At 62.2% G+C, this 23,676-nt stretch carries 22 protein-coding genes and 1 pseudogene; 12 read left to right on the forward strand and 11 right to left on the reverse strand.

Translation table 11 applies throughout. From position 1 onward, the window contains the following. Window positions 1-507: a ribosomal protein S18-alanine N-acetyltransferase gene (rimI, locus tag GJ668_RS01430; RefSeq protein ID WP_155448337.1), complete on the forward strand. Its 507-nt coding sequence runs from the start codon at window positions 1-3 to the stop codon at window positions 505-507. Here the strand turns inward: rimI and GJ668_RS01435 are convergent. The 7 genes and pseudogenes from GJ668_RS01435 to rpe form a co-directional block, all read right to left on the reverse strand. After that, window positions 470-964 carry a PIN domain-containing protein gene (locus tag GJ668_RS01435; protein WP_155448338.1) on the reverse strand — a complete coding sequence of 165 codons (495 nt, stop codon included), beginning with the start codon at window positions 962-964 and terminating at the stop codon, window positions 470-472. The genes rimI and GJ668_RS01435 overlap by 38 nt on opposite strands. Beyond that, complete coding sequence (locus GJ668_RS01440) at window positions 964-1,182, reverse strand: UPF0175 family protein (RefSeq protein ID WP_246194584.1); 219 nt, start codon at window positions 1,180-1,182, stop codon at window positions 964-966. Before GJ668_RS01440 ends, GJ668_RS01435 begins: the two co-directional genes overlap by 1 nt. Before the next feature lie 109 nt (window positions 1,183-1,291). Further along, complete coding sequence (locus GJ668_RS20470; RefSeq protein ID WP_246194585.1) at window positions 1,292-1,741, reverse strand: hypothetical protein; 450 nt, start codon at window positions 1,739-1,741, stop codon at window positions 1,292-1,294. A 23-nt stretch (window positions 1,742-1,764) separates the two neighbouring features. Next, window positions 1,765-1,971, reverse strand: a pseudogene (locus GJ668_RS21185) (SWIM zinc finger family protein); the annotation flags it as partial. Between the two features lie 22 nt (window positions 1,972-1,993). Beyond that, on the reverse strand, window positions 1,994-3,493 hold the full coding sequence (gene trpE, locus GJ668_RS01455) for an anthranilate synthase component I (protein WP_155448342.1): 1,500 nt from the start codon (window positions 3,491-3,493) through the stop codon (window positions 1,994-1,996). A gap of 144 nt (window positions 3,494-3,637) precedes the next feature. Continuing rightward, window positions 3,638-4,318 carry a phosphoglycolate phosphatase gene (locus tag GJ668_RS01460; protein WP_155448343.1) on the reverse strand — a complete coding sequence of 227 codons (681 nt, stop codon included), beginning with the start codon at window positions 4,316-4,318 and terminating at the stop codon, window positions 3,638-3,640. 27 nt (window positions 4,319-4,345) lie between these two features. Beyond that, complete coding sequence (rpe, locus tag GJ668_RS01465; RefSeq protein ID WP_155448344.1) at window positions 4,346-5,038, reverse strand: ribulose-phosphate 3-epimerase; 693 nt, start codon at window positions 5,036-5,038, stop codon at window positions 4,346-4,348. A 271-nt stretch (window positions 5,039-5,309) separates the two neighbouring features. Here rpe and GJ668_RS01470 point away from each other — a divergent pair, with 271 nt between their 5' ends. After that, a complete protein-coding gene (locus GJ668_RS01470) occupies window positions 5,310-6,350 on the forward strand; it encodes an NADP(H)-dependent aldo-keto reductase (protein ID WP_155448345.1) in 1,041 nt (346 codons plus the stop codon). An 80-nt stretch (window positions 6,351-6,430) separates the two neighbouring features. Here GJ668_RS01470 and GJ668_RS01475 read toward each other — a convergent pair whose 3' ends face one another. After that, window positions 6,431-6,823, reverse strand: a complete 393-nt coding sequence (locus GJ668_RS01475) for a septal ring lytic transglycosylase RlpA family protein (protein WP_155448346.1) — start codon at window positions 6,821-6,823, stop codon at window positions 6,431-6,433. A gap of 155 nt (window positions 6,824-6,978) precedes the next feature. After that, complete coding sequence (locus GJ668_RS01480) at window positions 6,979-9,618, reverse strand: glycosyltransferase (RefSeq protein WP_155448347.1); 2,640 nt, start codon at window positions 9,616-9,618, stop codon at window positions 6,979-6,981. 290 nt (window positions 9,619-9,908) lie between these two features. On the opposite strand from GJ668_RS01480, the gene GJ668_RS01485 reads away from it, so the two are divergent. Together GJ668_RS01485 and GJ668_RS01490 are read left to right on the forward strand one after the other, a co-directional pair. Then, window positions 9,909-10,583 carry a response regulator transcription factor gene (locus GJ668_RS01485; protein WP_155448348.1) on the forward strand — a complete coding sequence of 225 codons (675 nt, stop codon included), beginning with the start codon at window positions 9,909-9,911 and terminating at the stop codon, window positions 10,581-10,583. Beyond that, on the forward strand, window positions 10,580-11,995 hold the full coding sequence (locus tag GJ668_RS01490) for a sensor histidine kinase (RefSeq protein WP_155448349.1): 1,416 nt from the start codon (window positions 10,580-10,582) through the stop codon (window positions 11,993-11,995). Before GJ668_RS01485 ends, GJ668_RS01490 begins: the two co-directional genes overlap by 4 nt. On the opposite strand, the gene GJ668_RS01495 is transcribed toward GJ668_RS01490, so the two are convergent. Beyond that, window positions 11,989-14,259, reverse strand: a complete 2,271-nt coding sequence (locus GJ668_RS01495; protein ID WP_155448485.1) for a patatin-like phospholipase family protein — start codon at window positions 14,257-14,259, stop codon at window positions 11,989-11,991. The two genes, GJ668_RS01490 and GJ668_RS01495, sit on opposite strands and share 7 nt — an antisense overlap. Before the next feature lie 112 nt (window positions 14,260-14,371). Beyond that, on the reverse strand, window positions 14,372-15,580 hold the full coding sequence (locus GJ668_RS01500; protein WP_155448350.1) for an exo-beta-N-acetylmuramidase NamZ family protein: 1,209 nt from the start codon (window positions 15,578-15,580) through the stop codon (window positions 14,372-14,374). A gap of 131 nt (window positions 15,581-15,711) precedes the next feature. On the opposite strand from GJ668_RS01500, the gene queA reads away from it, so the two are divergent. The 8 genes from queA (at window position 15,712) to GJ668_RS01540 (ending at window position 23,667) form a co-directional block, all read left to right on the forward strand. After that, complete coding sequence (gene queA / locus GJ668_RS01505) at window positions 15,712-16,743, forward strand: tRNA preQ1(34) S-adenosylmethionine ribosyltransferase-isomerase QueA (RefSeq protein WP_155448351.1); 1,032 nt, start codon at window positions 15,712-15,714, stop codon at window positions 16,741-16,743. Window positions 16,744-16,837: 94 nt separating this feature from the next. Continuing rightward, on the forward strand, window positions 16,838-17,221 hold the full coding sequence (locus GJ668_RS01510; RefSeq protein ID WP_186342821.1) for an H-NS family nucleoid-associated regulatory protein: 384 nt from the start codon (window positions 16,838-16,840) through the stop codon (window positions 17,219-17,221). A gap of 325 nt (window positions 17,222-17,546) precedes the next feature. Next, window positions 17,547-17,822 carry an RNA recognition motif domain-containing protein gene (locus GJ668_RS01515; RefSeq protein WP_155448352.1) on the forward strand — a complete coding sequence of 92 codons (276 nt, stop codon included), beginning with the start codon at window positions 17,547-17,549 and terminating at the stop codon, window positions 17,820-17,822. 143 nt (window positions 17,823-17,965) lie between these two features. Next, on the forward strand, window positions 17,966-19,825 hold the full coding sequence (locus GJ668_RS01520; protein ID WP_155448353.1) for a M61 family metallopeptidase: 1,860 nt from the start codon (window positions 17,966-17,968) through the stop codon (window positions 19,823-19,825). Then, window positions 19,818-20,816 (forward strand): bifunctional biotin--[acetyl-CoA-carboxylase] ligase/biotin operon repressor BirA, encoded by a 999-nt coding sequence (birA, locus tag GJ668_RS01525; protein ID WP_155448354.1) that lies wholly within the window; start codon window positions 19,818-19,820, stop codon window positions 20,814-20,816. Before GJ668_RS01520 ends, birA begins: the two co-directional genes overlap by 8 nt. Continuing rightward, window positions 20,813-21,559, forward strand: a complete 747-nt coding sequence (locus tag GJ668_RS01530; RefSeq protein WP_155448355.1) for a type III pantothenate kinase — start codon at window positions 20,813-20,815, stop codon at window positions 21,557-21,559. Before birA ends, GJ668_RS01530 begins: the two co-directional genes overlap by 4 nt. Window positions 21,560-21,661: 102 nt before the next feature. Then, the gene (locus tag GJ668_RS01535; RefSeq protein ID WP_155448356.1) at window positions 21,662-22,288 is read left to right on the forward strand and encodes an IS607 family transposase; all 627 of its coding nucleotides are present in this window, start codon (window positions 21,662-21,664) and stop codon (window positions 22,286-22,288) included. Then, window positions 22,285-23,667 (forward strand): RNA-guided endonuclease TnpB family protein, encoded by a 1,383-nt coding sequence (locus GJ668_RS01540; RefSeq protein ID WP_155448357.1) that lies wholly within the window; start codon window positions 22,285-22,287, stop codon window positions 23,665-23,667. Before GJ668_RS01535 ends, GJ668_RS01540 begins: the two co-directional genes overlap by 4 nt. Window positions 23,668-23,676 lie beyond the last annotated feature (9 nt).

Below are 23,676 nucleotides of genomic sequence, written 5' to 3' on the forward strand. Positions count from 1 at the left end.
ATGACTTTGGACGCGACGGGCACGCGCCTGCGCTTGCGGCCTCTGTGTCAGTCAGATCTGGACGCGGTGCTCGCGGTCGAGCGCGCGGCCTATGCTTTTCCCTGGAGCCGGGAGATCTTCGAAGACTGTCTGAGGGCGGGTTACAACGGCTGGCTGGGCGAGATCGACGCGACCATCGTCGCGCATGGTGTGATGTCGGTCGCGGTCGGCGAGTGCCAGATATTCAATCTCGGTGTTCATCCCGACTGGCAGGGGCGCGGGCTGGGACGTCAGATGCTGCGCCATCTGCTGAGGGTGGCGCGTCGGCGCGAGGCAACGACGGCTTTTCTGGAGGTGCGCGTCTCGAATACAGCCGCCCTGGAACTCTATCGCGCCGAAGGTTTTTGCGAGATCGGCTATCGGCGCAACTATTATCCGGCACCCAAGGGACGCGAGGATGCCGTGGTGCTGGCGCTCGACTTGATGGTGCTCAAATTTGCCGAGTCGCCGCGCAAGCTCGCTCAATGACTGCATCGGAAAGAAAATAACCGGCGGCTTTCAGATCCAGCAACAGGGTACGCACATCTTCGATCAGCCCCCGCCGCTGCGCCTCGACCAGTAATCCTGCCGTGCCCTTGAGCGGCAGGCCATAGACGTGGCGTGCGATGCGGCGTCCACGCTTTTCGTCGATGATCGCCATACACGGTGATAGGTGGCGCGCCAGCGTGATTACGGAGGCTTCACCGGGATCGAGTTCGACGACCAGCAATGGATCCGGCTCGGGCGCCGAGCGCACATGCGTACGCCAGCGCGATTCCGCAAGGCTGAGGCTTCCCGGTCGCCCAACTCCAGCCACGACGACTTCCTGGAAAACGACTTCCGGAATCCAGAACTCGGAAAACACGGCTTCCAGCAGATCGAGCCGCCCAATGAGGGACAGTGCGACCAACGGCCCGGCATTGATAACCGCGCGTTCGATGAGCATCAGGCGAACTCGTCGTCCAGGTCGTCGCTGCTCAAGTCGACCACTGGCACCCCGGCGCGGCTCGCGGCCAGCAGAAAGGCGACTCGCCCTATGCCGCACAGCACGGCGGCTTTGCCCGAGGAAATGCGTCCCTGCTCGAACAGCTTGAGCGCCAGCAAAAAGCGCGCCTCATCAGCAAAGCCGTCAGTCAATTCAGCGGGTGAGGGTAACCCAGCCATTGGTAGATCCAATCTCAAAGTGTTCATTGGCTCTGCTCATGATGGCATCCCGCCGGATTCCTTTCTGCCGGGAAAGTGCCGGGTTAAGGGGTTTTTTCCGTGCGCCCGATTAGGCCGCTCGAACCCCATCGAGCAGCTTGATGAAGTTGCGCTTGGCTTTGTAACGCGCGCGCAATCCTTCGACATACTCCCTGAACTCGGGCATACGATCCTGCTGCTTCATCAAATCGCCGACGCGCCGGATCAGTCGGATGGCGTCCTCATAAGCGCGGTTGTTGGTCTGCTCGATCGTGGGCTGGATGATCCGGCGGTAGATCTTCATAGCCTCGTCCGGCTGCCCGGCTTCCAGTTGACCGGCGAGCTGGATCAGCAATCGTTGGTCACAGGTACCACGCCCGATGGCTTCCAGTCCCGCCTCGGGATCCTCTTCCCAGAGCGCGATCTCGAACCGCGACGAATAGTTGGGCTCCGAAGGTCGGGGCCGCCATTGACTGGTCTTGGCGGCCTCGGCCTGCATGAGATCGGTGAGCCTGGACCGAGTGCGACACAGTGCTTGCAAAAGTAGCCATCGGCCGCGTGCGGGCAGGTACAGTCGTAACCCAGTCTGCCGTCAGCCTCCCAGAGTTCGACCTGATAGACCTCGGTGCCCTGGACCCTGGCTTTGATCCGGTCGCCCATCACATGCACCCGGCCGACCGCGTTGCCAGAGAAATAGCTCTCGCCACGCCAGAAGACCTTGCTGCCGGCCAGATCCATCAAGCTATCGACCGTGATGACGGTATCGAGCATGGTGATGATCTCCGAACTGATTTCAGACGCGCTTCATGCCGCAGCCATAGCGGTCGATTCCAACCTCGGCGGCGGTGACGGCGCGAAAGATCGCCCGGCCCTTGTTCATGGTCTCCTGCCATTCAGACTCAGGCACTGAGTCGGCGACGATTCCGGCGCCAGCCTGGATGTGCAGGGTGCCGTTCTGAATGACAGCCGTGCGGATGGCAATCGCCGTGTCCATATTGCCGTTCCAGGACAGATAGCCGACCGCGCCCGAATAGATGCCGCGCTTGACCGGCTCCAGTTCGTCGACGATCTCCATGGCGCGGATCTTGGGCGCACCCGAGACGGTTCCGGCCGGGAAGGTGGCGCGCAGCACGTCGATGGCGCTCAGTCCCTCCTTGAGCTGGCCGATGACATTGGAGACGATATGCATCACATGCGAATAGCGCTCGACGATCATCCGGTCGGTCAGACGCACACTGCCGATCTCGGAGACGCGCCCGGCGTCATTGCGCCCGAGATCGATCAGCATCAGATGCTCGGCCAGCTCCTTGGGATCGGCCAGCAGCTCGGCTTCGAGCGCCTGGTCCTCGGCCTCGGTGTGGCCGCGCCGTCGGGTGCCGGCAATCGGGCGCACCGTGACGACGCCGTCTTCCAGCCGGGTCAGGATCTCGGGCGAGGAACCGACGATCTGGAAATCATCGAGATCGAGGAAATACATATAAGGCGAGGGATTCAGACCCCGCAGCGCGCGATAGAGATCGAGCGGCGGCGCACCGAAAGGGATCGAGAGCCGCTGCGAAAGCACCACCTGCATACAGTCGCCGGCGAGGATGTAGTCCTTGATGCGCTCGACGGCCTGCTTGAACGCCGTCTCGGTGAAGCCTGAGACGAAATGCGATTCGTCGACATCACGCGGCGGGGCGCTCTGACCATTGGGGATCGGCTGGCGCATCAAGGCGTTCAGTTCGCCGATGCGCGCCTCGCCGGCTTCCAGGGTATCCCCGGCAGTCGGGTCCAGATGCAGGATGATGTAGAGTCGCCCGCTGAGGTTGTCGAACACGACCACCTCATTCGAAACCATCAACAGGATGTCAGGCGTGCCGAGTTGATCGGGATTGGGACAGACGGCGAGTTTCGGCTCGATATAGCGGATGGTGTCATAGCCGAAATAGCCAACCAGACCGCCGGTGAAGCGCGGCAGGCCCTCGATCTCGGCGACCTGGAACCGGCTCTGGTACTGCTCGACCCAGGCCAGCGGGTCGGTGCTCTCGGTCGACTCGATCACCTCGCCGTCGCGCTCGACCTGGATCTGATAACCGCGAATCTTGATGACGGTGCGCGCCGGCAGACCGATGATGGAGTAACGGCCCCATTTCTCGCCGCCCTGCACCGACTCGAACAGATAGGAATACGGCCCCTTGGCCAGCTTGAGATAGACGCTCAGCGGGGTTTCGAGGTCGGCGAGTACCTCGCAGGCGACTGGAATGCGATTGTAGCCCTGCTCGGCGAGGGCGTTGAAAGTCTTCGGGGTCATCGGGATCTCCGGACGCTGGGAAATGACTGGGGGTATGAACGCGACCTCAGCGTCGCCATCGCCAGGCTCTCATGCCCCCTCCCAGATTCAAATCGAACCCGAATTCCATCACCGGCTTGCCCTCGGTCCTGTCGCCTGTCGTCCTTAGCTTGCCAGCAACGCACGCAGCTCGACGAATGAATCGATCACGGCATCCGGGTTGGAGTCACGGATATCGATCCCGTGGTTGTAGCCGTAGCTGGTGCAGATGACTTTGAACCCGGCCGCGCGCGCCGCGTTCACATCGCTCACCGAGTCGCCGATCATCAGCGACTCCTCGGGCTTGATGCCGAAGTGACCGGCGGCATGGATCAGCGGCAGCGGATCGGGCTTCTTGCGCGGCAATGTGTCGCCGCTGATGACGATGCCGAAATAGTCGTGGATCCCGAGATGCTGGAGCAGCGGTTCCGTGAAGCGCGCGGCCTTGTTGGTCACGCAACCGAGTGGATAGCCGGCGGACTGAAGGAACTCCAGCCCCTCGCGCACGCCCGGATAGAGTCCGGAGCGGTTGAAGGTGTTTTCGGCATAGAGTTCGAGAAAGATCGGATAGGCGCGCTGATAGTCGGCCTCGTCCGGCTCGCCGTCGAGCTGGCCGATCAGGGCGCGGCGCACCAGACGCTCGATGCCGTTGCCCACCCAGGTGCGCACGGCGGCCTCGCCGCGCGCCGGGTGCCCGAGCCGCGCCATCATGGCATCGACGCAATAGGTCAGATCCGGAACACTGTCGACCAGGGTTCCATCAAGGTCGATCAGGATCATCTTTGGCTGCAACAACGGCAACGACATCAGCGGGCACTCCAGGGGCGAAAGGAATCAGCGACCGACGCTGGCGAGCGCGCGCCGCATCTCGGCGACGATGCTGTCGTAGCGGTTGGGGTCGGAGTCACGGCCATGACCGAAGAGACCCGAGCCGGAAACGAAGGTGTCGGCCCCGGCCGCCTTGATTTCGGCGATGTTGTCGGCCTTGACCCCGCCGTCGATCTCCAGCCGGATGTCGAGTCCGGAGTCGTCGATGATCTCACGCACCTCGCGCAGCTTGTCGAGCGCCGAGGGGATGAAGCTCTGACCACCGAAACCGGGGTTGACCGACATCAGCAGAATCATGTCGATCTTTTCCAGCACATAGTCAAGATAGGTCAGGGGCGTGGCTGGGTTGAACACCAGCCCCGACTTGCAGCCCGAGTCGCGGATCAGTTGCAGGGTGCGGTCGACGTGCTCGCTCGCTTCCGGGTGGAAGGTGATATAGGTCGCGCCCGCCTTGGCGAAGTCGGGGATGATCCGGTCGACCGGCTTGACCATCAGATGCACATCGATGGGGGCGGTGACGCCATGCTTGCGCAGTGCCTCGCACACCAGCGGGCCGATGGTCAGATTCGGAACATAGTGATTGTCCATGACATCGAAGTGCACGATGTCGGCCCCGGCGGCGAGGACGTTGTCGACCTCTTCGCCGAGCCGGGCGAAATTCGCCGATAGAATGGACGGTGCGATCAGATCAGCCGGCATGGTGTGTCCCCCAGATGACCCTGGACCGGGTCCGAATGCCCGTGCCAGGATCAGGATATTTGATGTTGTGGATGAGGATGCTCGGAAAGTCGCCAACTCTAACCCATGCCGAGCCGTTTTTCACTCGCGCTGAAGCGCGTCCGGCCCCATGTCAGGGGTCTCGGCTCGCACTCCGACAGTGTGCCAGACCCGGCACGCTCGACACTGACGGAATTTAGGTTTTTAATTTTTCTCATCTTTTGGAATCAGTCACCACTGGAGGGCAACCGCCATGCAATACAGACGTCTTGGCCGTTCGGACATCGACGTGAGCGCGCTCTGTCTCGGCACGATGACCTTTGGACAGCAGAACACCGAGTCCGAGGCCCATGCGCAACTGGATCTGGCGCTCGCCGTCGGGATCAACTTCATCGACACGGCCGAGATGTATCCGGTGCCGCCTATGGCCGAGACTCAGGGGCTGACCGAGACCCATATCGGCACCTGGCTCAAGGCGCGCGGCTGTCGGGAGCGGGTGGTGCTGGCGACCAAGGTCGCGGGTTCAGGCGACTGGCTACCGCATATTCGGGAGGGGAAGAACCGGTTGGACCGGCCCAATATCGAGGCGGCGCTCGACGCCAGTCTCAAGCGGCTCCAGACTGACTGGATCGATCTCTATCAGCTGCACTGGCCGGATCGTCGGACCAATTTCTTCGGCCAACTCGGTTATCAGCCGGTCGACGACAACACTAGCGTGCCCTTGCTGGAGACACTCGACGTGCTGGGTGATCTGGTCAAGGCCGGTAAGGTGCGCCAGATCGGGGTCTCCAACGAGACGCCCTGGGGGCTGATGCGCTATCTGGCGCTCGCCGAGCAGCACGGCCTGCCACGGATGGTCAGCATCCAGAACCCCTACAATCTGCTCAACCGCAGCTTCGAGGTCGGTCTGGCCGAGGTCGCCATCCGCGAACAGTGCGGACTGCTGGCCTATTCACCGCTGGCCTTCGGCGTGCTTTCGGGCAAGTATCTCAATGGCCAGCGTCCGCCGAACGGGCGCGTTACGCTGTTCGAGCGCTTCAGTCGTTACTCCAACAGCGAGGCTGAACGCGCTACGGCTGAGTATGTCGCTCTGGCCGAACTGCATGGTCTGGACCCGGCGCAGATGGCGCTGGCCTGGGTCACGGGCCGGCCTTTTGTTACGTCCAACATCATCGGGGCTACGACGCTCGCACAGCTTGAAAGCAATATCGGCAGTCTTGACCTGAGGCTCGACGATGCGGTGATCGCCGGGATCGAATCGATCCATACCAAGCAGCCGAATCCGGCGCCCTGAGGCTGATCGAGGTCGGCCATCGCCTCGTGCCCTGGATGTTGCGGTGGGCGTAGGGTCCGCATCGCGGACCCTACGCGGCTTCAACTGCCCTGTTGCGGTGTGCTCAAGACCTTGAGATTGACCCGTGCGATACCGCGATCAATGATGCCGAGTTCCTTGGCGGCTTCTTTGGAGAGATCGACGATCCGACCCTTGACGAAGGGACCGCGATCATTGACCCGAACGACGATACTGCGTCCGGTCTTGGCGTCTGTGACCCGGATCTTGGAGCCGAGCGGCAGTGTTTTGTGTGCGGCGCTCAGACGATTTTTGTTGTAGACCTGGCCGCTGGCGGTTTTGCGACCGTGCAGACTGTCGTGATAGTAGGAGGCGATGCCTTTCTGGACATGACCGATTCCGCTGTCGGCCGTGGCACTGCTAGCGAAAGGTATGAGAGCGGCCAGCAGACCGGCGGTGAGGAGAGTCTTGTTCATGGAGCCAAACCTTTGTTTTCGAAGGGCGCGCCCAAGCGTTCAGGCGCGATAAAACCCCTCTCTGACTTAAGAAAGGCGCCAGTTTAGGGGGAAACCCTATATGGGGTAAACCCTAATTTAGCTCGAAGAATCGAATTGTGTAATAAAGTGGTCCGTCACACCTCGCGGCTCACCGGCTGATCCACTCCATTGGTCTCCTGACAATCCATATCGGGCATGGGACCGATCAGGTCAGCCGACAGATGCGTCCAGGCGCTCATCAGCGACACCAGCACCGTGGCCAGATAGGGAATCGCCTGCACCACCAGCACTGCCACCCAGATGCGCACATCGAGCATGAAGGCGTCATCGCGCTGCATCACCGACACCCCCGCGAACAGGAAGGCGAAGGCCAGCAGCGCCTCCTCGCGCGCATCCGCCAGCGCGCGGATCACCGCCGGCGCCTCGGCCATCTTCGGCGTGCGGAAGAAACCGAGCTTGCCCGTCACCAGCCCGCCGAACATGGCACGCGCGATGGTATGCGAGAGCGCCAGCCCCGCCAGCCCGGCGGCCAGACTCTGACGCAGCGTCGCCGTGACCCGACGCCGATACAGAAACAAACTCTTGGACATCTTGAAGACGAAGAGCACCAGCGGCACCAGGGCCACCGTGATATAGGGCGGCGTGACGGTCTCCGGGAACATGACCATGGCCACCGACCAGCCCAGTGCCGCGAAGTTGAACAGCAGATTGAACCCGTCGGCGAACCAGGGCAGCCAGCCGGCGACGAAGTGATAACGCTGACCGAGCGCGAGCGAGGTTCCGCGCAGGCCGAGCAGTTCGCGCCGATGATGCAGCAGGGTGCGCACGGCGCCATAGGCCCAGCGATAGCGTTGCTTGCGAAAGTCAGCAAAGGTGTCGGGCATCAGACCCTGACCATAGGTACAGGGAATGTAGAGCGCCTTGTACCCGGCCTCGAACAGCCGCAGACCCAGCTCGGCGTCCTCGGTGATGCACCATTCAGCCCAGCCATCGACCGCGTCGAGCGTCCGGCGCCGGATCATGGTCATGGTGCCGTGCTGGATGATGGCGTTACGCTCGTTGCGCGTGACCATGCCGAGATGGAAGAAGCCTCGATACTCGGCCATGCACATGGCCTTGAAGGCGTTCTGATGGGCGTCGCGATAGTCCTGCGGCGCCTGGACGATGGCGACCTCGGGATCACCGAACGCCGGCACCAGATGACGTAGCCACTGGGGGCGCACGATGTAGTCGGCATCGATCACGGCCACGACCTCGGCGCGCGGGTCGGTCTGACGCAGAGCGAAGTTGAGCGCCCCGGCCTTGTAGCCGGCGAGCGGGTCGACGTGGAAGAAACGGAAACGCGCGCCGAGTTGCGCGCAATAATTGCGCACCGGCTCCCAGGCCGCCGGATCCTTGGTGTTGTTGTCGATCACCAGCACCTCGAAGTGCGGATAATCGAGCGCGGCCAGCCCGTCGAGCGTCTCCTTGAGCAGTTCGGGTGGCTCGTTGTAGGCCGGAACATGCACCGAAACGAAGGGCAGTCGGTCATCGGGCACCGAGCGCAGCGGAAAGGGCCGACGCCAGCGGCGCAGCCAGACTGACTCGGCCCATTCGTGCGCCTCGGCCATCAGCAGCACGATCACGCCGAGGCCGCCGATCAGGAGCAGCACGCCGACGATCGCCGTCGCTGGGGTCATGTACTGGCGCGTGTAGTCATAGATGATCCATACCGCGGCCGTCGAGATGGCATAGGTGATGAGCGCCAGGAAGCTCTTGCCGCGCTTGGAGAGCGTCGAACTGTCGCGATAAAGGAAGGCCAGCAGCAGCACGCCCATGACCACCGACAGCCCCGCCAGCTCGCGCCATTGCGGGATGCGCACCACAGGCTCGGTGAAGGTGAACTTGGGTTCACGGTTGGTATCGTAGACGCCCCAGTAGGTGCCGGTCGCGCCCTCGGTCTTGAGCTTCCAGGGCTGATCGAAGGCCTCCATGACGTAATAGACGTAATGCTCGGACTCGGCGGCGGCCAGAAAGCGGCGCAGGAAGCGGGTCTGATTGGCCAGCGAGGTCTCGGCACCGCGATTGCGCCGTCCGTTACTCGGCCAGCCGACCTCGCCGATGATGATCGGCTTGTTCGGATAGGCTTCCTTGACCTGGTTATAGCGGCTGATGGCATAGTCGACGGCCTGCTCCAGCGGCACGCCTTCCCAGTAGGGCAGCAGATGGATGGTGATGAAGTCCACATGCTCGACGAGCGTGGGATACTTGAGCCAGACGTGCCAGGGTTCGGCGGTGCTGACCGGCAGATAGGTGAGCTGACGCACCCGATCCAGATAATCGATCAGCTCCATGACTTCGACGTCGTCGCGCAGAATGGCCTCATTGCCGACCATGACCCGCACCACGTTGCGGTAGCCCTGAGCAAGAATGTCGCGCAGACGCGCCAGCTCCACCTCATTGGCCTCGGAGTCGGTGCCGATCCAGGCTCCGAGTGTCACGTTCAGGTCGTATTGAGCCGCCAGACGTGGAATCTCGGCGAGCGTGCTCTCAACCGTATAGGAACGCACCGCATGGGCGCGTCCATTGAGCAACGCCAGGTCAGCGTCGATGTCCTCGACGGAGGGAAAATGTTTCTGGCTCGGGTCATCGTCGGCGCGCATGGGCGAGAAGGAGAAGCCCTGGATGCGGGTCGGCCAGGCCGGCTCCTCGTTGGGACGGTTCAGGATCCACCAGGCCGAGATCGTGAGTACGGCGATCAGGATCGGGATGACGAAATTGACGGAGCGGTTCATGGGTGTCTGTCGGTCGGGTGCTATGGGCGGTCTGGGGTGGCGGGGAGAATGGGATAAAGACCCCAGCCAAATGACGGCTATGATAGCTTGATCCAGCGCCTTTCGAACGTCTGCAACGATGGATTTCGACCCGGGACGAGGTTCGGGCCAAGGGCGGCGCGGATGGATGTGAACGAAAATTAAGTTGGCGTCAATTTCACGATAAGACAGCCTTTGCGACACTCGCGACGAAGAGCGTTGGCCCAGTGCCGGCGGTTTGGGGCTTGAACGGGTTCGAGGACGCAAACACGATGCATATCCTGCTGGTCGAGGACGATCCACAGATGGCCGAGTATCTGCGCAAGGCGCTTGTCGAGGCGGGCGCCGTGGTCGATCGCGCGGCTGATGGACGCGAGGGTCTGCTGATGGCAGCCAGCAGCGACTATGACTTGCTCATCCTGGATCGCATGCTACCGGGACTCGACGGGCTGGCGATCGTTCGCACCCTGCGCGCCTCGGGCAACCGCACCCCGGTGCTCTTTCTGAGCGCGCTCGGCGAGGTCGACGATCGGGTCGAGGGTCTGCGCGCCGGAGGCGACGACTATCTCATCAAGCCCTTCGCCTTCTCCGAACTCCAGGCGCGGGTCGAGGCACTGTTGCGCCGTGGCACCGCCGAGGCTCCCGAGACCCGGCTGCGCGTGGCCGACCTGGAGATGGATCTGCTCAAGCGCGAGGTCACGCGCGCGGGTTGCCCCATTCAGCTCCAGCCGCGCGAGTTCCGGCTGCTGGAGTGTCTGATGCGCCACGCCGGACAGGTCGTCACCCGCACCATGCTGCTCGAACAGGTCTGGGACTATCATTTCGATCCCCAGACCAACGTTATCGATGTCCATATCAGCCGTCTGCGGGGCAAGATCGACAAGGACTTCGATCCGTCGCTGTTGCAGACGGTGCGCGGCGCCGGCTACCGGTTGCAGGCCGGATGAGGGCCACCGGCCTGGCGCGCCGGCTGCGCGTCCGACTCGCGCGCGTTCCACGCGGTTCCATCTTCCGGCTGGCGCTGCTCTATATGCTGCTGCTCGCCGGCTCGGTCGTCATCCTGCTCGGCTTCATCTACTGGTCGACCGCCGGCTACATGGATCGCCAGACCACCGAAACCATCGAAGCCGAGATCCGGGGTCTGGCCGAGCAGTACCGCCGTAGCGGACTGGTCGGCCTGACGGCGCTCATCAGCGAGCGCGTGGCGCGTGATCCGGTGGGGGCGAGCGTCTATCTACTGGTCGATGAGCACTTCGAGCGCGTAATCGGCAATCTGGACCGCTGGCCGTCCGAGCCGCCCGATGCCAACGGCTGGATTCGCTTCAGGCTGCGCGAATGGGGTACGGATCACACCGACGAGCACGAGGCGCACGCCCAGGTCTTTCTGCTGCGCAGTGGTCTGATGCTGCTGGTCGGGCGTGATGTCCGTGATCTGGAAGCGACCCGCACGCTGATCCTGGATGCCCTGACCTGGGGACTGGCGATCACGCTGGCGCTGGCACTCATCGGTGCCTGGCTGATGGGCACGACCCTGACTCGCCGGTTGGATGCGATCAATCAGACCAGCCGCGAGATCATGGAGGGCGACCTGACACGGCGGATTCCGCTCAGCGGCAGCGGCGATGATTTCGACCGGCTCGCCGCCGGACTCAACCGGATGCTGGAGCGCATCGAGGCGCTCATGGCCAGCGTGCGCCAGATTTCAGACAACATCGCCCATGATCTGCGCACGCCCCTGACCCGGCTGCGCAACAAGCTCGAACTGCTGGCGGCAGCGCTTCCGGAGTCAAGCGAGTCGCGTCTACTGGCCGAGGAGGCGATCGCCGATGCCGAGGAGCTGCTGGTGACCTTCAACGCCCTGCTGCGCATCGCGCGCCTGGAATCCGGCAGCCGGCGCGCCGCCTTCGGGCCGGTCGATCTGGTGCCCCTGATCGAGGATCTGGCCGAGCTCTACGAGCCGCTGGCCGCCGAGCGCGAGCAGCAGCTCGACTGGATGACCACCGCGCCCGCCGTGATCGTCGAGGGCGACCGCGATCTTCTGTTCCAGGTCATGGCCAATCTGGTCGACAACGCCATCAAGTATACCCAACCCGGTGGGTGTATCCAGCTCGCCGTCGAGGTGACGGACGGGCTGGCGCGGGTGCGGGTCGCCGACAACGGACCCGGCATCCCGCCTGAGTTCCATGAACGGGTGTTCCGGCGCTTCTTTCGCGTCGACGACAGCCGTGCCACGCCCGGCAGCGGACTGGGCCTGAGCCTGGTACAGGCCGTCGTGGCGCTGCATCGGGCGCACATCGAACTCTCAGATAATCAGCCGGGTTTGCGTGTCACCCTGAGCTTCGGGCGACTGGCTCAATAGGCCCGGCTCAAGTCGTCCTGTGAATTGCTCCAGGGACGTCCGAGGAACAGATAGAGTGCGCCATGGCCGCCATCCGCCTGACCATAGCCGAGATAGAGCGGCCCGATGATTGTGTCGGCGCCGACGAAGAGACTGCCGCCGACGCGCAGGTTGTCCAGCCTGATATTGCTGCGTTTGTCCCAGACATTGCCGGTCTCCAGCGAGCCGCCGGCATAGGTCTTGATCAGATCCGTGCCCAGGTCGCGCAGATAGATGGCGCGCACCAGTCCGAGATTGGCGCCCGAGAGTTCGTTCTGATTAAAACCCGAGAGATTGAGGAAACCGCCCAGCTGATAATAGGACTGTGGCGGAGCCGTGCCGCCGAAACTTCCGGCCAGTGTCAGCCCGGTCAAGAGACTGTTGCGACCCCAGCTCTGGGCGTGCAGCCAGTTCAGGCTGCCCTGGTCGTAGTCGTGCGAGGCGCCCAGCTCGCTACGCGAGCTGAGTGCCACGGCATCGAGCGACCAGCCGTGGCGTGGGAAGGTCAGGCTGTCGAGTTCGTCGACACTGAATCTCAGACTCAGCTCGCCGGCGTCGAAGTCGTAGTCCGGATAGGGGATAGTGCCGATGCGCTGCTCGGCGCGCCCATCGAACAGAGCATATCTCAACCCCAGACGTCCCCAGGTGTCCAGATTGCGCCCGAACTCCAGGGCGCCACCCGAGCGCCGGATCTGATATTCAGCGATCAATTGACTGTAGGCCTCGGGATCGAAGAGCACCAGATTGTTTTTCAGATAGCCCAGTCCCCCCATCACATACCATTGATCCAGTGGGTCGAGTGGCTGATAGATCGTGGTGTAGATCCCCGGTTCCTCGCCCAACTGGATCTGGGTGCGCCACTCGCCATTGAAGGCATTGAGCGGGGCCATGGTGTAGGCCAGACCGATGTTGAAGCGCGAATCACCGGTGGTGGTGGAGGAGAACTCCAGCCCGCCCTGGAGCGAGCTGGTACCCCAGGATTTTTCGCGTGCCGTGACCACCAGCGTGGCCTCGGAATCGGTCTGATCCTCCAGGTGATAGCGCACCGATTCGAAGTTGTCCTGATCGTAGATGCTCGCCAGTTGACGATCCAGGGCCGTCGGGTCGAGCCGGTCGCCGGGTTTGACCTCGAGACGCTCGCTGATGACGCGATCCGAGAGCCGCGAGTAGTTCTCGATGCGCACGGCACGGATGGTCGGGCGTGTATAGGGGGCCGGCTGATGGCGTTCGCGATAGACCGCATACTGGGCGCTCGGCAGGGCGAGCCGGGTCAGTTCAGGGCGCGCGTCCTCGGCGGAGTGCTCCCCGATGGCGATGGCCAGGAGCATCTTGTCAAAGTCGCTCGCCAGCACCTCGTGCCCGAGCGCCGGCGTGATCAGCAGATCGCGTGCCCCAAGCGTGGCGATCTGTTCCTGGGTGTTGCGCCAGGTCACCAGACTGGCGACCTGATCGAGCATGGCCAGAACATCGGAAATCTCATCGCGCTCGCGGCGTGGCCCGCCGACGTCGACAGCGATGACGATGTCGGCGCCCATGGCGCGCACCACACTCACCGGCAGGTTCATCGCCAGCCCGCCATCGACGAGCAGCCGATCGCCGATCTCGACCGGGGCGAAGACCGCCGGCACGGCCATGCTGGCACGCATGGCCGTGGCCAGATCACCCGTGCCCAGGATGACGGCCTCGCCGGTCACGACATCCGTGGCCACGGCACGGAAGGGGATACGCAGCGCGTCGAAGTCGTGGATACGACTCACCGGCAGGGTGTATTTGCGTAGCGCCAGCTCCAGCTTCTGGCCCTGGATGAGCGCTGGAACCAGATTGACCTTGCGCTCGCTTTCCTGAACGCCCGGACGGGCCTTGATCAGATAGTTGCGATCTTCCAGCTTACGGGGCATGCGCCGATCTTCCCGGTCGGCCTGGTCATTGAAGATGCCATCCCAGTCGATCTCCTCGATGGTCTGTTCGATCTCGTCCGGCGACAGGCCCATGGCATAGAGTCCGCCGACGATCGAACCCATCGAGGTTCCGGCGACGTAGTCGACCGGAATGCCCAACTCCTCGATCACTTTGAGCACCCCGACATGGGCCGCACCGCGCGCGCCACCGCCGGAGAGCGCCAGTCCGATCTTGGGCCGTTCGGCGGCAGCGACTTCAGGGGCGGGCAAGGCAAAGACGATAAGGACGATGAGTGGCGGGACGAACCAAGGGGTGCGGAAGAGCTTAGCAAGGTGCACGGCGGACATCTCCATCGGGTGCGATCAGTGATCGATCCAAAACCTAAAATCGCAAAGGCAAGAAGGAAACCATGATTCCTGAGTCAGGTCGAGCCTGGAGTCTGTGGTTCGCGTGTTGCGCTCAGGCGTAGAGCCGCACGGGCGCCATCGTTTCGGCCCACTGCCGCTCGTCCGGGTGCAGGCGCTGTTCCAGATCCTCGGGTTTGGCGGCTGGATCGTCGACCCATTCGCGCAGGAAGGTGCCGCCCGAAAGCAGATCGATGGCCAGCCGCTCGGTTTCATATTCATAATGAAAATGCCGCCAGAGCGGATAATCGGGATATTCCAGCCGGATGCACTTAAACAGGAGTGCGATCAGGCGATAGGGCTTGAAGCGCTCGTGCTGATAGGCGGCATTGTCAGTATGGATCTGGATTCCGGCGCAGCGCTGACCGGCATGCTTGTGGAAGGTCGGCTCGAACCCGCACGGACGGATGACTGCCCCCTGGAGCCAGTCGGCGCGTTCGCGCTCCATGCGCATGAGCAGGCGGTCCATGTCCAGATCGGGCGCGCCAACGAGTTCGAGCGCGGTGGTGGTGCCGCGTCCCTCCGAGAGCGTGGTGCCCTCCAGCAGCACGGTGCCCGGAAAACAGCGCGCCATGTTGAGACTGGAGGCATTGGGGCTGGGGTTGACCCAGGACAGCTCCATCACCGGCCAGCCATAGCCAGGCGCCTCACTCGGCCGATAGCCTTCCATGGCGACGACATGCAGATCGAGATCCAGATTCAGATCGCCGATGAACCATTTGGCCAGCTCGCCCAGCGTCAGGCCATGGCGCATGAGAATCGGCCCGGCACCGACGAAACTCTCCCAGCCCGGTTCCAGCAGACTGCCCTCGATCGGGCGCCCGGCTGGATTCGGTCGATCCAGCACCCACAGCGTTTTGCCATGAGCGGCACAGGCGCGCATCAAATACACCAGGGTCGTGACATAGGTATAGATGCGGGTACCGATATCCTGTAGATCGATCAGCAACACATCAAAGCTGTCGAGCATGGCGGGTGTCGGTTCGCGCACCTCACCATAGAGGCTATAGACGGGGATGCCATGCCTTGGATCGGTCTCGTCGGGCGTCTCGATCATATTGTCCTGTTTATCACCGCGCATCCCGTGCTGCGGGCCGAAGGCCGCGACCATATCGAGTTCGTTCAGACCCATGAGCGCATCGAGTGCGTGATGCCCATGACGGGTTACCGAGGCCGGATGGCCAAGCAGAGCCACGCGTCGCCCCCAAAGCGGTTTGCGCAGTTCGGGATTGTCGAGCAGACGGTCCAGGCCGAGTTTGATCATTGTGTATTTTAAAATCCTGTATTGTCGATTTAGAGGGTGGTCGGCTTTTCGAGTGTCAGGCATTGGGAGCAGACCACCAAATTTGAATCGGGCATATCCGAGCGGCCTCGATATGGCATAGAATAATGCCGATGCGCCGCTCTGATTTCCATTATGACCTTCCCGCCGAACTGATTGCCCAGCAACCGCTGCCCGAACGCTCCGGCTCGCGTTTGCTGGTTCTCGATGGTTCGGATGTCAAGCCACATGATCGGATGTTTACCGATCTGCCCGGTCTGCTCAAACCCGATGATCTGCTGATTTTCAACAACACAGAGGTCATGCGCGCCCGTCTGTTCGGTCACAAGGAGACCGGCGGACAGGTCGAAATCCTGATCGAGCGCCTGCTCGACGCGCACGAGGCATTCGCCCATGTCCGCGCCAGTAAATCCCCTAAACCGGGTAGCCGTATTCGCGTGAACGCGGGTGCCTGGTTGTCTGTCGTTGGGCGCGAGGGCGATTTATTCCGGTTGCGCGCGCTCGAAAGCGACTTCGGTGAACAAATGGCCCGGCATGGCCATATGCCACTGCCGCCCTATATTCATCGTCCGGATGAAGCACTCGACGAAACCCGCTATCAAACCGTCTTTGCGCGTCATGCCGGCGCGGTCGCGGCACCGACGGCCGCGCTCCATTTCGATGAACCGATGCTTGCACGGCTCGATGCGCTTGGGGTGGTCTGCGCCGAGATCACGCTGCATGTCGGGGCCGGAACCTTTCAGCCGGTGCGCGAGGATGATCTCGAACGCCATCAGATGCATTCCGAATGGCTGGAAGTCAATGAAACCGTGTGCGAACAGGTCGAGAAGACACGTGAACGGGGCGGGCGTGTCATTGCGGTCGGGACGACGAGTGTCCGCAGTCTCGAAACAGCGGCGGCTAACGGGACGCTGCGACCTTTTCAGGGCGAGAGTCAGCTTTTTATTCGTCCTGGTTATCGCTTTAAGGTCGTAGACGCTATGATTACGAACTTCCATTTGCCCGAATCGACGCTGTTGATGTTGGTGGCGGCTTTTTCAGGGTATTCCGAGATCATGCAGGCTTATCGTCACGCGATCGATCAGCGTTATCGCTTCTTCAGCTATGGCGATGCCATGTTCCTGACCCGTCGGGAGACAGCCTGAATATTTTCAGGTCGCTCTGGAATCTTTATTCCATTTTGTTATAAAATAATGACACCAAAATCATCACAGTATTCACCACTTAGGAGACATACCAGTGGAACATTCCAATCTCAGCCTTGAAGAAATCCAGCGTCAGTTACAGGAAGCGGATTCCAAGCGGAATCAGCTCGAAAAACTGCTCAATGACAAGCGCGAAGAAGGCAAGGGCGCGATCGTCGAGCAAATTAGAAATATCATTCTCGACAATGACTATGATCCTGAGGAGATCATGAATCTAGTCTTGCGCCGCCGTCGCAAACTCGTCAGCGATCGTCAATACCGCCGTTATGTCGATCCGGAGAATCCGAATAACTTTTATTCGCGCGGTGTCCTGCCCGGCTGGATGAAAGAGAAGATGGTCGAGCAGGGCTATGACCCGAGCTCGAAGGAAGACCGCGAAACCTTCAAGGCCAGCTCGCTGACCCTGGTCGAGGGTTGAGACGACCGCCACCGCTGACGTCAGCGACATGACATCGGCGGGTGGTCTGGATGTCCGCCTATAGGCTCGTATTTGGACGCGGTTCAGGGGCGATGCTCAGCATCCAGTGAACCGCGCCCGCCCAGCCCCTCCTGCTCGCGCCCACCGTATCTTTACGGATATACCGCACCCCGCTCTTGCTTTATCGTCCGCCTCAACACGAGGGATGGACCCCCTCTAAAGCTTCGCTCCGTCTACTGGAGCTAAGGACTGTCGAATCAGTTGTGCATTGATTTTTCGACCGTTTACTCACTCTCTTCAATGCGCTTTCCACGGAATTTGAACGATGAATATCTATGTCGGCAACCTGGCCTACAGCGTGACCCAGGAAGAGCTTCAAGAAGCCTTCGGTGCCTATGGTGAAATCTCCAGCGTGAACCTGATCACGGACAAGTTCACCGGTAGCTCCAAGGGCTTCGGCTTCGTCGAGATGCCGAACAACTCCGAGGCCGATGCCGCGATCAAAGCTCTGAACGAGACCCCGCTCAAGGGTCGCAACCTGAAGGTCAACCAGGCCAAGCCGCGTGGCGAGCGCCCGGCCAGCCGCGGACCGCGCTGGTAAAATTCTGATTGTCTCGGGGCGTGGCACGGTGTCCTGTGATGCCGATGTCCACGCCTCGATGCAGTTCCAGTCAGGCGTATTTAAAAAAGCGATTTCGATCTGTTACCGTTACGGCATTCGGTCCCTAGCTCGGATGTCGTTGAATGCCCCCTACCGTCTCGCCTTGCTCCGCTCTCATCTATCGCGTTCGTCCGGTCTCGCCTCGGGCGCATCTGTTCGAAGTCGAGCTCCTGATCGATCCGCCGCCCGCGGGGCCGCTCAGACTCTCCATGCCGGCCTGGATTCCAGGCAGCTATATGATCCGCGACTTCGCGCGCCACATTGTCGCCATTTCCGCGTTCGATGAGCGTGAGCAACCCCTGGCACTTGAGAAAACCGACAAGCAGACCTGGAGCCTGGCTGCCGTCGCGCGGCCATGCCGGATTCGCTATCGCGTCTTCGCCTGGGATCTCTCGGTACGCGCCGCACATCTTGATCTGACGCATGCCTATTTCAATGGTCCGGCGCTGCTGTTGCGTGTGCAGGGATTCGATGCCTGTCCCTGTCGGCTGGAACTCTTGCCACCCGATGATGAGTCCTGTCGCGACTGGCGGCTCGCCACGAGCCTCAACCCAATCAAGATCGATGCCAATGGTTTCGGCCTCTATGGCGCTGATGATTATGACGATCTGATCGACCATCCGGTCGAGATGGGGCGCGTTCATGAGCTGACGTTCGCCGTCTCCGGTGTCCCGCATCGGTTGGCCATCACGGGCCGACACTGGCTCGATGAGTCGCGTCTGATCGCTGACCTGACGCGCATCTGCGCCGAGCATGCCGCGCTCTTCGGCGAGCTGCAGATCGATCGTTATCTGTTCTTGGTCACGGTGCTCGGCGAGGGCTATGGCGGACTGGAGCATCGCTATTCGACCAGCCTCATCTGTGTTCGCGACGACCTGCCTCAACCGGGCGATGAAACGCCGACCGAGGGCTACAAGCGCTTTCTGGGTCTGTGCAGCCATGAGTATTTCCATCTCTGGCACGTCAAGCGGATCCGGCCGCGTGCATTGATGGAGTCCAATCTGGAGCAGGAGGCACCAACCCGCACGCTCTGGGTCTTCGAGGGATTCACCGCCTATTACGACGAGCTGGCACTGGTGCGTGCCGGCTGCATCGAGCCGACAGACTATCTCGGGCTGCTTGCCCAGACCCTGACCCGTGTGGCGCGCACGCCCGGACGGCGCGTCCAGACCCTGGCCGAGTCGAGCTTCGATGCCTGGATCAAATTTTACAAAGCCGACGAGAACGCGCCCAATGCGCTGGTGAGCTATTACGCCAAGGGCGCGCTGGTGGCGCTGATGCTGGATCTGACCATCCGGCGTGATACACAGGGCGCCTGTTCGCTCGATGATGTGATGCGCGAGCTGTGGCGTGTCCATGGACGTACTGGAGTTGGGGTTGAGGAGCGGGGTGTGGAGGTGGTCGCATCCGTCGTCACTGGACTGGATCTGACGGGATTCTTTGCGCAGGTCTTGGATTCGACCGCTGAGCTGGATCCGACTGAGCTGCTGGCGAGTGTCGGCATCGCGTTGCGGATGCGCCCGAGTCGGGACGACAAGGATCTCGGCGGCCATGTCGAGCGTCTTGAGCCGATCGAAGCCAAACCCAAGCTCACACTCGGGGTGCGTTTGCGTTCGGGCGAGACGCTGATTCAGAACGTGCTCAGCGATGGGGCGGGCGAGCGCGCTGGACTGGCGCCGGGCGATCAGTTGCTGGCGGTCGAGGGGCTGCGGGTCACGCCGGCTAATCTGGAGACGCTGGTCGCGCGCGCGGCGGGTCGTCGCGGTGCGCCCGTCGTCCTCCATGTCTTCCGGCGCGATGAGCTGTTGACCCTGACCGCGCATCCCCTGCCGGCGCCCGAGGATACCTGTGAGCTGAGTCTGCTGGACGATGTCCCGGAGGCCGTGAAACAGGCGCGCGCGCACTGGCTGTCGAGCGTCAGCGCCGGAGTCCGTCATGGATGAGCGCCAGCTCGCCCTGATCCAGCGTCTGTCAGACGGTTGTGCACATTCGGGTGAAGCCATCGCGCGTGACGTCGGCCTGACCCGCGCGGCCGTCTGGAAGACACTGCGCAAGACGGCCGATGAGTTCGGACTCGAACTGCTCTCAGAGCGTGGGCGCGGCTATCGGCTGGCCACGCCGCTCGAACTGCTCGACGCCGGGCGTATCCGTGCAACGCTGTCGGACGCGGGACGCAAGCGTCTGAGCCGACTCGACATCCATCCTGTGATCGATTCGACCAATCGTGAACTCATGCGCCTGGCCGCTGAGGGCGCGCCCTCCGGGGGCGTCTGTCTGGCCGAGCGTCAGACTGCCGGGCGCGGTCGGCGCGGGCGCGAATGGGTCTCACCGTTCGGAGTCAATGTCTATCTTTCGCTGCTGTGGCGCTATCCGTTTGCGCCGTCCAATCTGGGCGGAGCGAGTCTGGCGATTGGCGCGGTGCTGGCCGAGGTTCTGAGCGAACTCGATATCGAGGGGGTGGCGCTCAAATGGCCGAATGATCTGCTGTGGCAGCGGCGCAAGCTCGCCGGTCTGCTGCTGGAGGTGGCGGGTGAGTCTCAGGGGCCGTGCCATCTGGTGGTCGGACTCGGACTCAATCTGCGCATGACGGCCGGGCAGGGGAGCGCCATCGATCAGCCCTGGGCGAGTCTCGAAGAGGCACTCTACGGCGTCATGATCGAACGTAATGTCTTGGTGGCCTGCCTGCTGGAAGCGCTGCTGGAAGCGCTCGATCGCTATGGACGCGAGGGGCTGGCGCCTTTTCTGCCGCTGTGGCGTGCGCATGATGCCTATCTGGGCGAGCCGGTGCGGTTGTTGATCGGCGAGCGGGTCATCGAGGGTATCCACGCGGGCGTGGCTGAAGACGGGTCGCTGTTGCTGGATACGCCCGACGGACGCTGCGCCTTCCAGGCCGGTGAGGTCAGTCTGCGTCCACTGGAAACAGAACATTCATGAATCTGCTCATCGATATCGGCAACACCAATCTGCGCTGGACGCCGCATGGCGCCGGGACTGAGGCCGACTGGTCAGTCCAGATCGCACGTCATTCGGGCGCGATTCCGCTCGATCTACTGGCGACCTGGGAACAGATCCAGCCGCCCGAGCGCGTGATCGTCAGCCATGTCGGGGGACCGGCGGTCGCCGAAGCTCTGGGGCGGGTGACGCGCGCGCTCTGGCGGATCGAGCCTGAATACGTCCGCGTGGCGCCGCTCGCCGCCGGCGTGCGCATCGCGTATGAGCATCCCGAGCGCTTCGGCGTCGACCGCTGGTTGGCGCTCATCGCCGCCCATACCGAACGCCAGCAGGCCACGCTCATCCTGGATGCCGGCAGTGCGGCGACCTTCGATCTGCTGCTGGCCGATGGTCGTCATCTCGGCGGACTGATCCTGCCGGGGGTCGAGATGATGCGCACCAGTTTGCTGATGGGCACCCACATCCCGCGCGTCGAATATGAACCGACCGATGTCGATTGGGCCACGGATACCACCACGGCTGTCGCCGCCGGTAGTCTCGGCGCCATCGCCGCGCTGGCCAGCCGACTCCATGACCGGCTGGCCGAGGCGGCGGGCGAGTCACCCAGATTCATCCTCACGGGCGGTGATGCCGAGCGTCTGCGCCCCTATCTCGATCGTTCCAGTGAGACCATCCCCGATCTGGTGCTGCGGGGGCTGGTCGCGCTGACGGCCGAATCCGTATGAGCGAGTATCAGTACTACGAATTCCAGACCATCGACCACGCGCTGACGCCGGAGGAGCTGACTCTAGTCTTGTAAAAAATGCGCGAAAGTGCATAATTTTCTCATGGAAAGCACAATGAGCACAGGCAAGGCGGCGAAGCGGCTGGGTGTGTCGGTCAAGACGCTGCAACGCTGGGAGCGCGAGGGCCGGCTTATTCCGGTGGCGCGCACCGACAGTAATCGTCGTCTTTACACCGAGGCCCAATTGCGTGAGTTCATCGGATGGCGACAGGCGCCCGAGAGTCCATCGCGAGTGGTGGCCTATTGCCGAGTCTCATCGGCGGCGCAGAAGCCAGACCTGGCCAATCAGCGCCGGGTGCTGGAAGAGTTTGTTGTGGCGAGAGGTTTGGCGAACGTCGAGTTCATCGAAGAAGTGGGCGGCGGCTTGAACTTCAAGCGCAAGCGTTTTTTGGCCCTCATGGATGAGATCGATCAGCGGAGCATCAACACCCTGATCCTCGCCCACCGGGATCGCCTCACGCGCTTTGGGTTCGACTGGTTCGAGCATTACGCGAAGACGCATGGCTGCGAGATCCTGGTACTGAATCAGGAACGGCTCTCGCCGGAACAAGAGATGGTGCAGGACTTGATGACCATCGTTCATTGTTTTTCGTCTCGGTTATATGGATTGCGAAACTATCGCAAGACGCTCAACGAGGCCCTCGGTAAGGATCAGGGCCAGGCTGAATGAAAGTGACGCGAATTCTGCGCGCCAAGCGCCCGAACAAGGGCAAGGTCGCCGCCTTGCGCGAGCAAGCGCGCCGTCTCGGTCAGGTGCGCTCCGAGGTCTGGCAGCGGTTTGGGTCGATCAGTGGCGTGGGTCTGTCGGATCGCCGGATTCGCGATGCCTGGCTGCGGGAAGGGCGCACCTTTCCGGTCTCGGCCAATGCCTGGAAGGAAACCCTGCGCGATGCCAAGGGCGACATCACCGCCAACATGGAAGCGGCCAAGGTCAAGGCCCGGCGGCGCATCCGGCGTCATACTCAGAACAAGGCCGAACAGAAACGCCTGTTCAGCGCCCTCAAGGGCCACGGCTGGACCAGCGACCCCTATCTGCGCCGGATCATGCGCCAAGACTGGAGACGCGGGCGCAATCACACCCACAATCAGATCATTGTGCGCTCGGACAACTACACCACCTTCCAACTGGGTGGGCGCGCCTGGATCAAGATCCCTGGATTGGAGAAAGGCCAACGGATCGCCATTCCGCTGAACACCACGGTCGAGCCGACCGGCACCCTGCGGCTCATCCTCAAGGACGCGGGCCTGGAAGTCCACTATACGGTTGAAGCCGAGGTCAAACACGACTGTGGCGCGCGTACCCTGGGCGTCGATAAGGGCTACTCCGAGGTATTGGTTGATTCCGATGGCGAGCACCACGGCCAGGAATTGGGCGCGATCCTCACCGACGCCTCCGACCGCCTCAAGGCCAAGTATCAGCGCCGTTCCAAACTGCGCGCGCTAGCCAACCGCACCCGCAACCCGCGCAAACGCCAACACATCCGACAGTTCAATCTCGGGCGCAAGAAACTGAATCGGCAGATGGACCAGACCCAGGCGCGGATTCGCGATGTGGTCTTTCAAGCCGTCCATACGGTCGTGGACAAGGCCGCCGTCATCGCGGCTGAAGACCTCACCGCCCCCATGTCCGGCAAGTCCTTCGGCAAGAACGTCAATCGCCGGCTCTCCGCCTGGACGAAAGGCGTCATTGCCGAAGCGCTTGACAGCGTTTCAAGCCGTCGAGGTTCGACGGTCGTTCTGGTCAATCCAGCCTACACCTCGCAAATCGATTCCCGAACCGGATACCTCGACGGCAAACGGCAAGGGGATCGGTTTCACTGTTTCGACGGGGTGGTGTTGCAGGCCGACCAGAACGCCGCGCGCAACGTGCTGGCACGGTTGTCCGACCCGGACATCGAGCGGTTCACACCGTATCGGACGGTCAAGGCGATCTTACAGGCACGGACCGAGCGCCTCCGGTTGGGACTGCTCAACCCGGACTCCAGTTGCTCGCCCGCACGGGTGCTATCAACGGAGAGCGAATCGCCGAATGAGCACTTTCGAGTATGAAATTCGGAG

Source organism: Allochromatium palmeri, from assembly GCF_009720725.1.
In the GTDB taxonomy this organism is placed as follows: domain Bacteria; phylum Pseudomonadota; class Gammaproteobacteria; order Chromatiales; family Chromatiaceae; genus Thermochromatium; species Thermochromatium palmeri.

Excerpts from the sequence above, each read along its gene's own strand:
- GJ668_RS01440 (WP_246194584.1), bottom strand. The coding sequence starts at position 1,182 with ATGGCTGGGTTACCCTCACCCGCTGAATTGACTGACGGCTTTGCTGAT.
- rpe (WP_155448344.1), bottom strand. The coding sequence starts at position 5,038 with ATGCCGGCTGATCTGATCGCACCGTCCATTCTATCGGCGAATTTCGCC.
- queA (WP_155448351.1), top strand. The coding sequence starts at position 15,712 with ATGCGCCGCTCTGATTTCCATTATGACCTTCCCGCCGAACTGATTGCC.
- birA (WP_155448354.1), top strand. The coding sequence starts at position 19,818 with ATGGATGAGCGCCAGCTCGCCCTGATCCAGCGTCTGTCAGACGGTTGT.
- GJ668_RS01495 (WP_155448485.1), bottom strand. The coding sequence starts at position 14,259 with ATGTCCGCCGTGCACCTTGCTAAGCTCTTCCGCACCCCTTGGTTCGTC.
- GJ668_RS01530 (WP_155448355.1), top strand. The coding sequence starts at position 20,813 with ATGAATCTGCTCATCGATATCGGCAACACCAATCTGCGCTGGACGCCG.
- trpE (WP_155448342.1), bottom strand. The coding sequence starts at position 3,493 with ATGACCCCGAAGACTTTCAACGCCCTCGCCGAGCAGGGCTACAATCGC.
- GJ668_RS01500 (WP_155448350.1), bottom strand. The coding sequence starts at position 15,580 with ATGATCAAACTCGGCCTGGACCGTCTGCTCGACAATCCCGAACTGCGC.
- GJ668_RS01470 (WP_155448345.1), top strand. The coding sequence starts at position 5,310 with ATGCAATACAGACGTCTTGGCCGTTCGGACATCGACGTGAGCGCGCTC.
- GJ668_RS01435 (WP_155448338.1), bottom strand. The coding sequence starts at position 964 with ATGCTCATCGAACGCGCGGTTATCAATGCCGGGCCGTTGGTCGCACTG.
- GJ668_RS01520 (WP_155448353.1), top strand. The coding sequence starts at position 17,966 with ATGCCCCCTACCGTCTCGCCTTGCTCCGCTCTCATCTATCGCGTTCGT.
- rimI (WP_155448337.1), top strand. The coding sequence starts at position 1 with ATGACTTTGGACGCGACGGGCACGCGCCTGCGCTTGCGGCCTCTGTGT.
- GJ668_RS01460 (WP_155448343.1), bottom strand. The coding sequence starts at position 4,318 with ATGTCGTTGCCGTTGTTGCAGCCAAAGATGATCCTGATCGACCTTGAT.
- GJ668_RS01480 (WP_155448347.1), bottom strand. The coding sequence starts at position 9,618 with ATGAACCGCTCCGTCAATTTCGTCATCCCGATCCTGATCGCCGTACTC.
- GJ668_RS01490 (WP_155448349.1), top strand. The coding sequence starts at position 10,580 with ATGAGGGCCACCGGCCTGGCGCGCCGGCTGCGCGTCCGACTCGCGCGC.
- GJ668_RS01475 (WP_155448346.1), bottom strand. The coding sequence starts at position 6,823 with ATGAACAAGACTCTCCTCACCGCCGGTCTGCTGGCCGCTCTCATACCT.
- GJ668_RS01540 (WP_155448357.1), top strand. The coding sequence starts at position 22,285 with ATGAAAGTGACGCGAATTCTGCGCGCCAAGCGCCCGAACAAGGGCAAG.
- GJ668_RS01535 (WP_155448356.1), top strand. The coding sequence starts at position 21,662 with ATGGAAAGCACAATGAGCACAGGCAAGGCGGCGAAGCGGCTGGGTGTG.
- GJ668_RS01485 (WP_155448348.1), top strand. The coding sequence starts at position 9,909 with ATGCATATCCTGCTGGTCGAGGACGATCCACAGATGGCCGAGTATCTG.
- GJ668_RS01515 (WP_155448352.1), top strand. The coding sequence starts at position 17,547 with ATGAATATCTATGTCGGCAACCTGGCCTACAGCGTGACCCAGGAAGAG.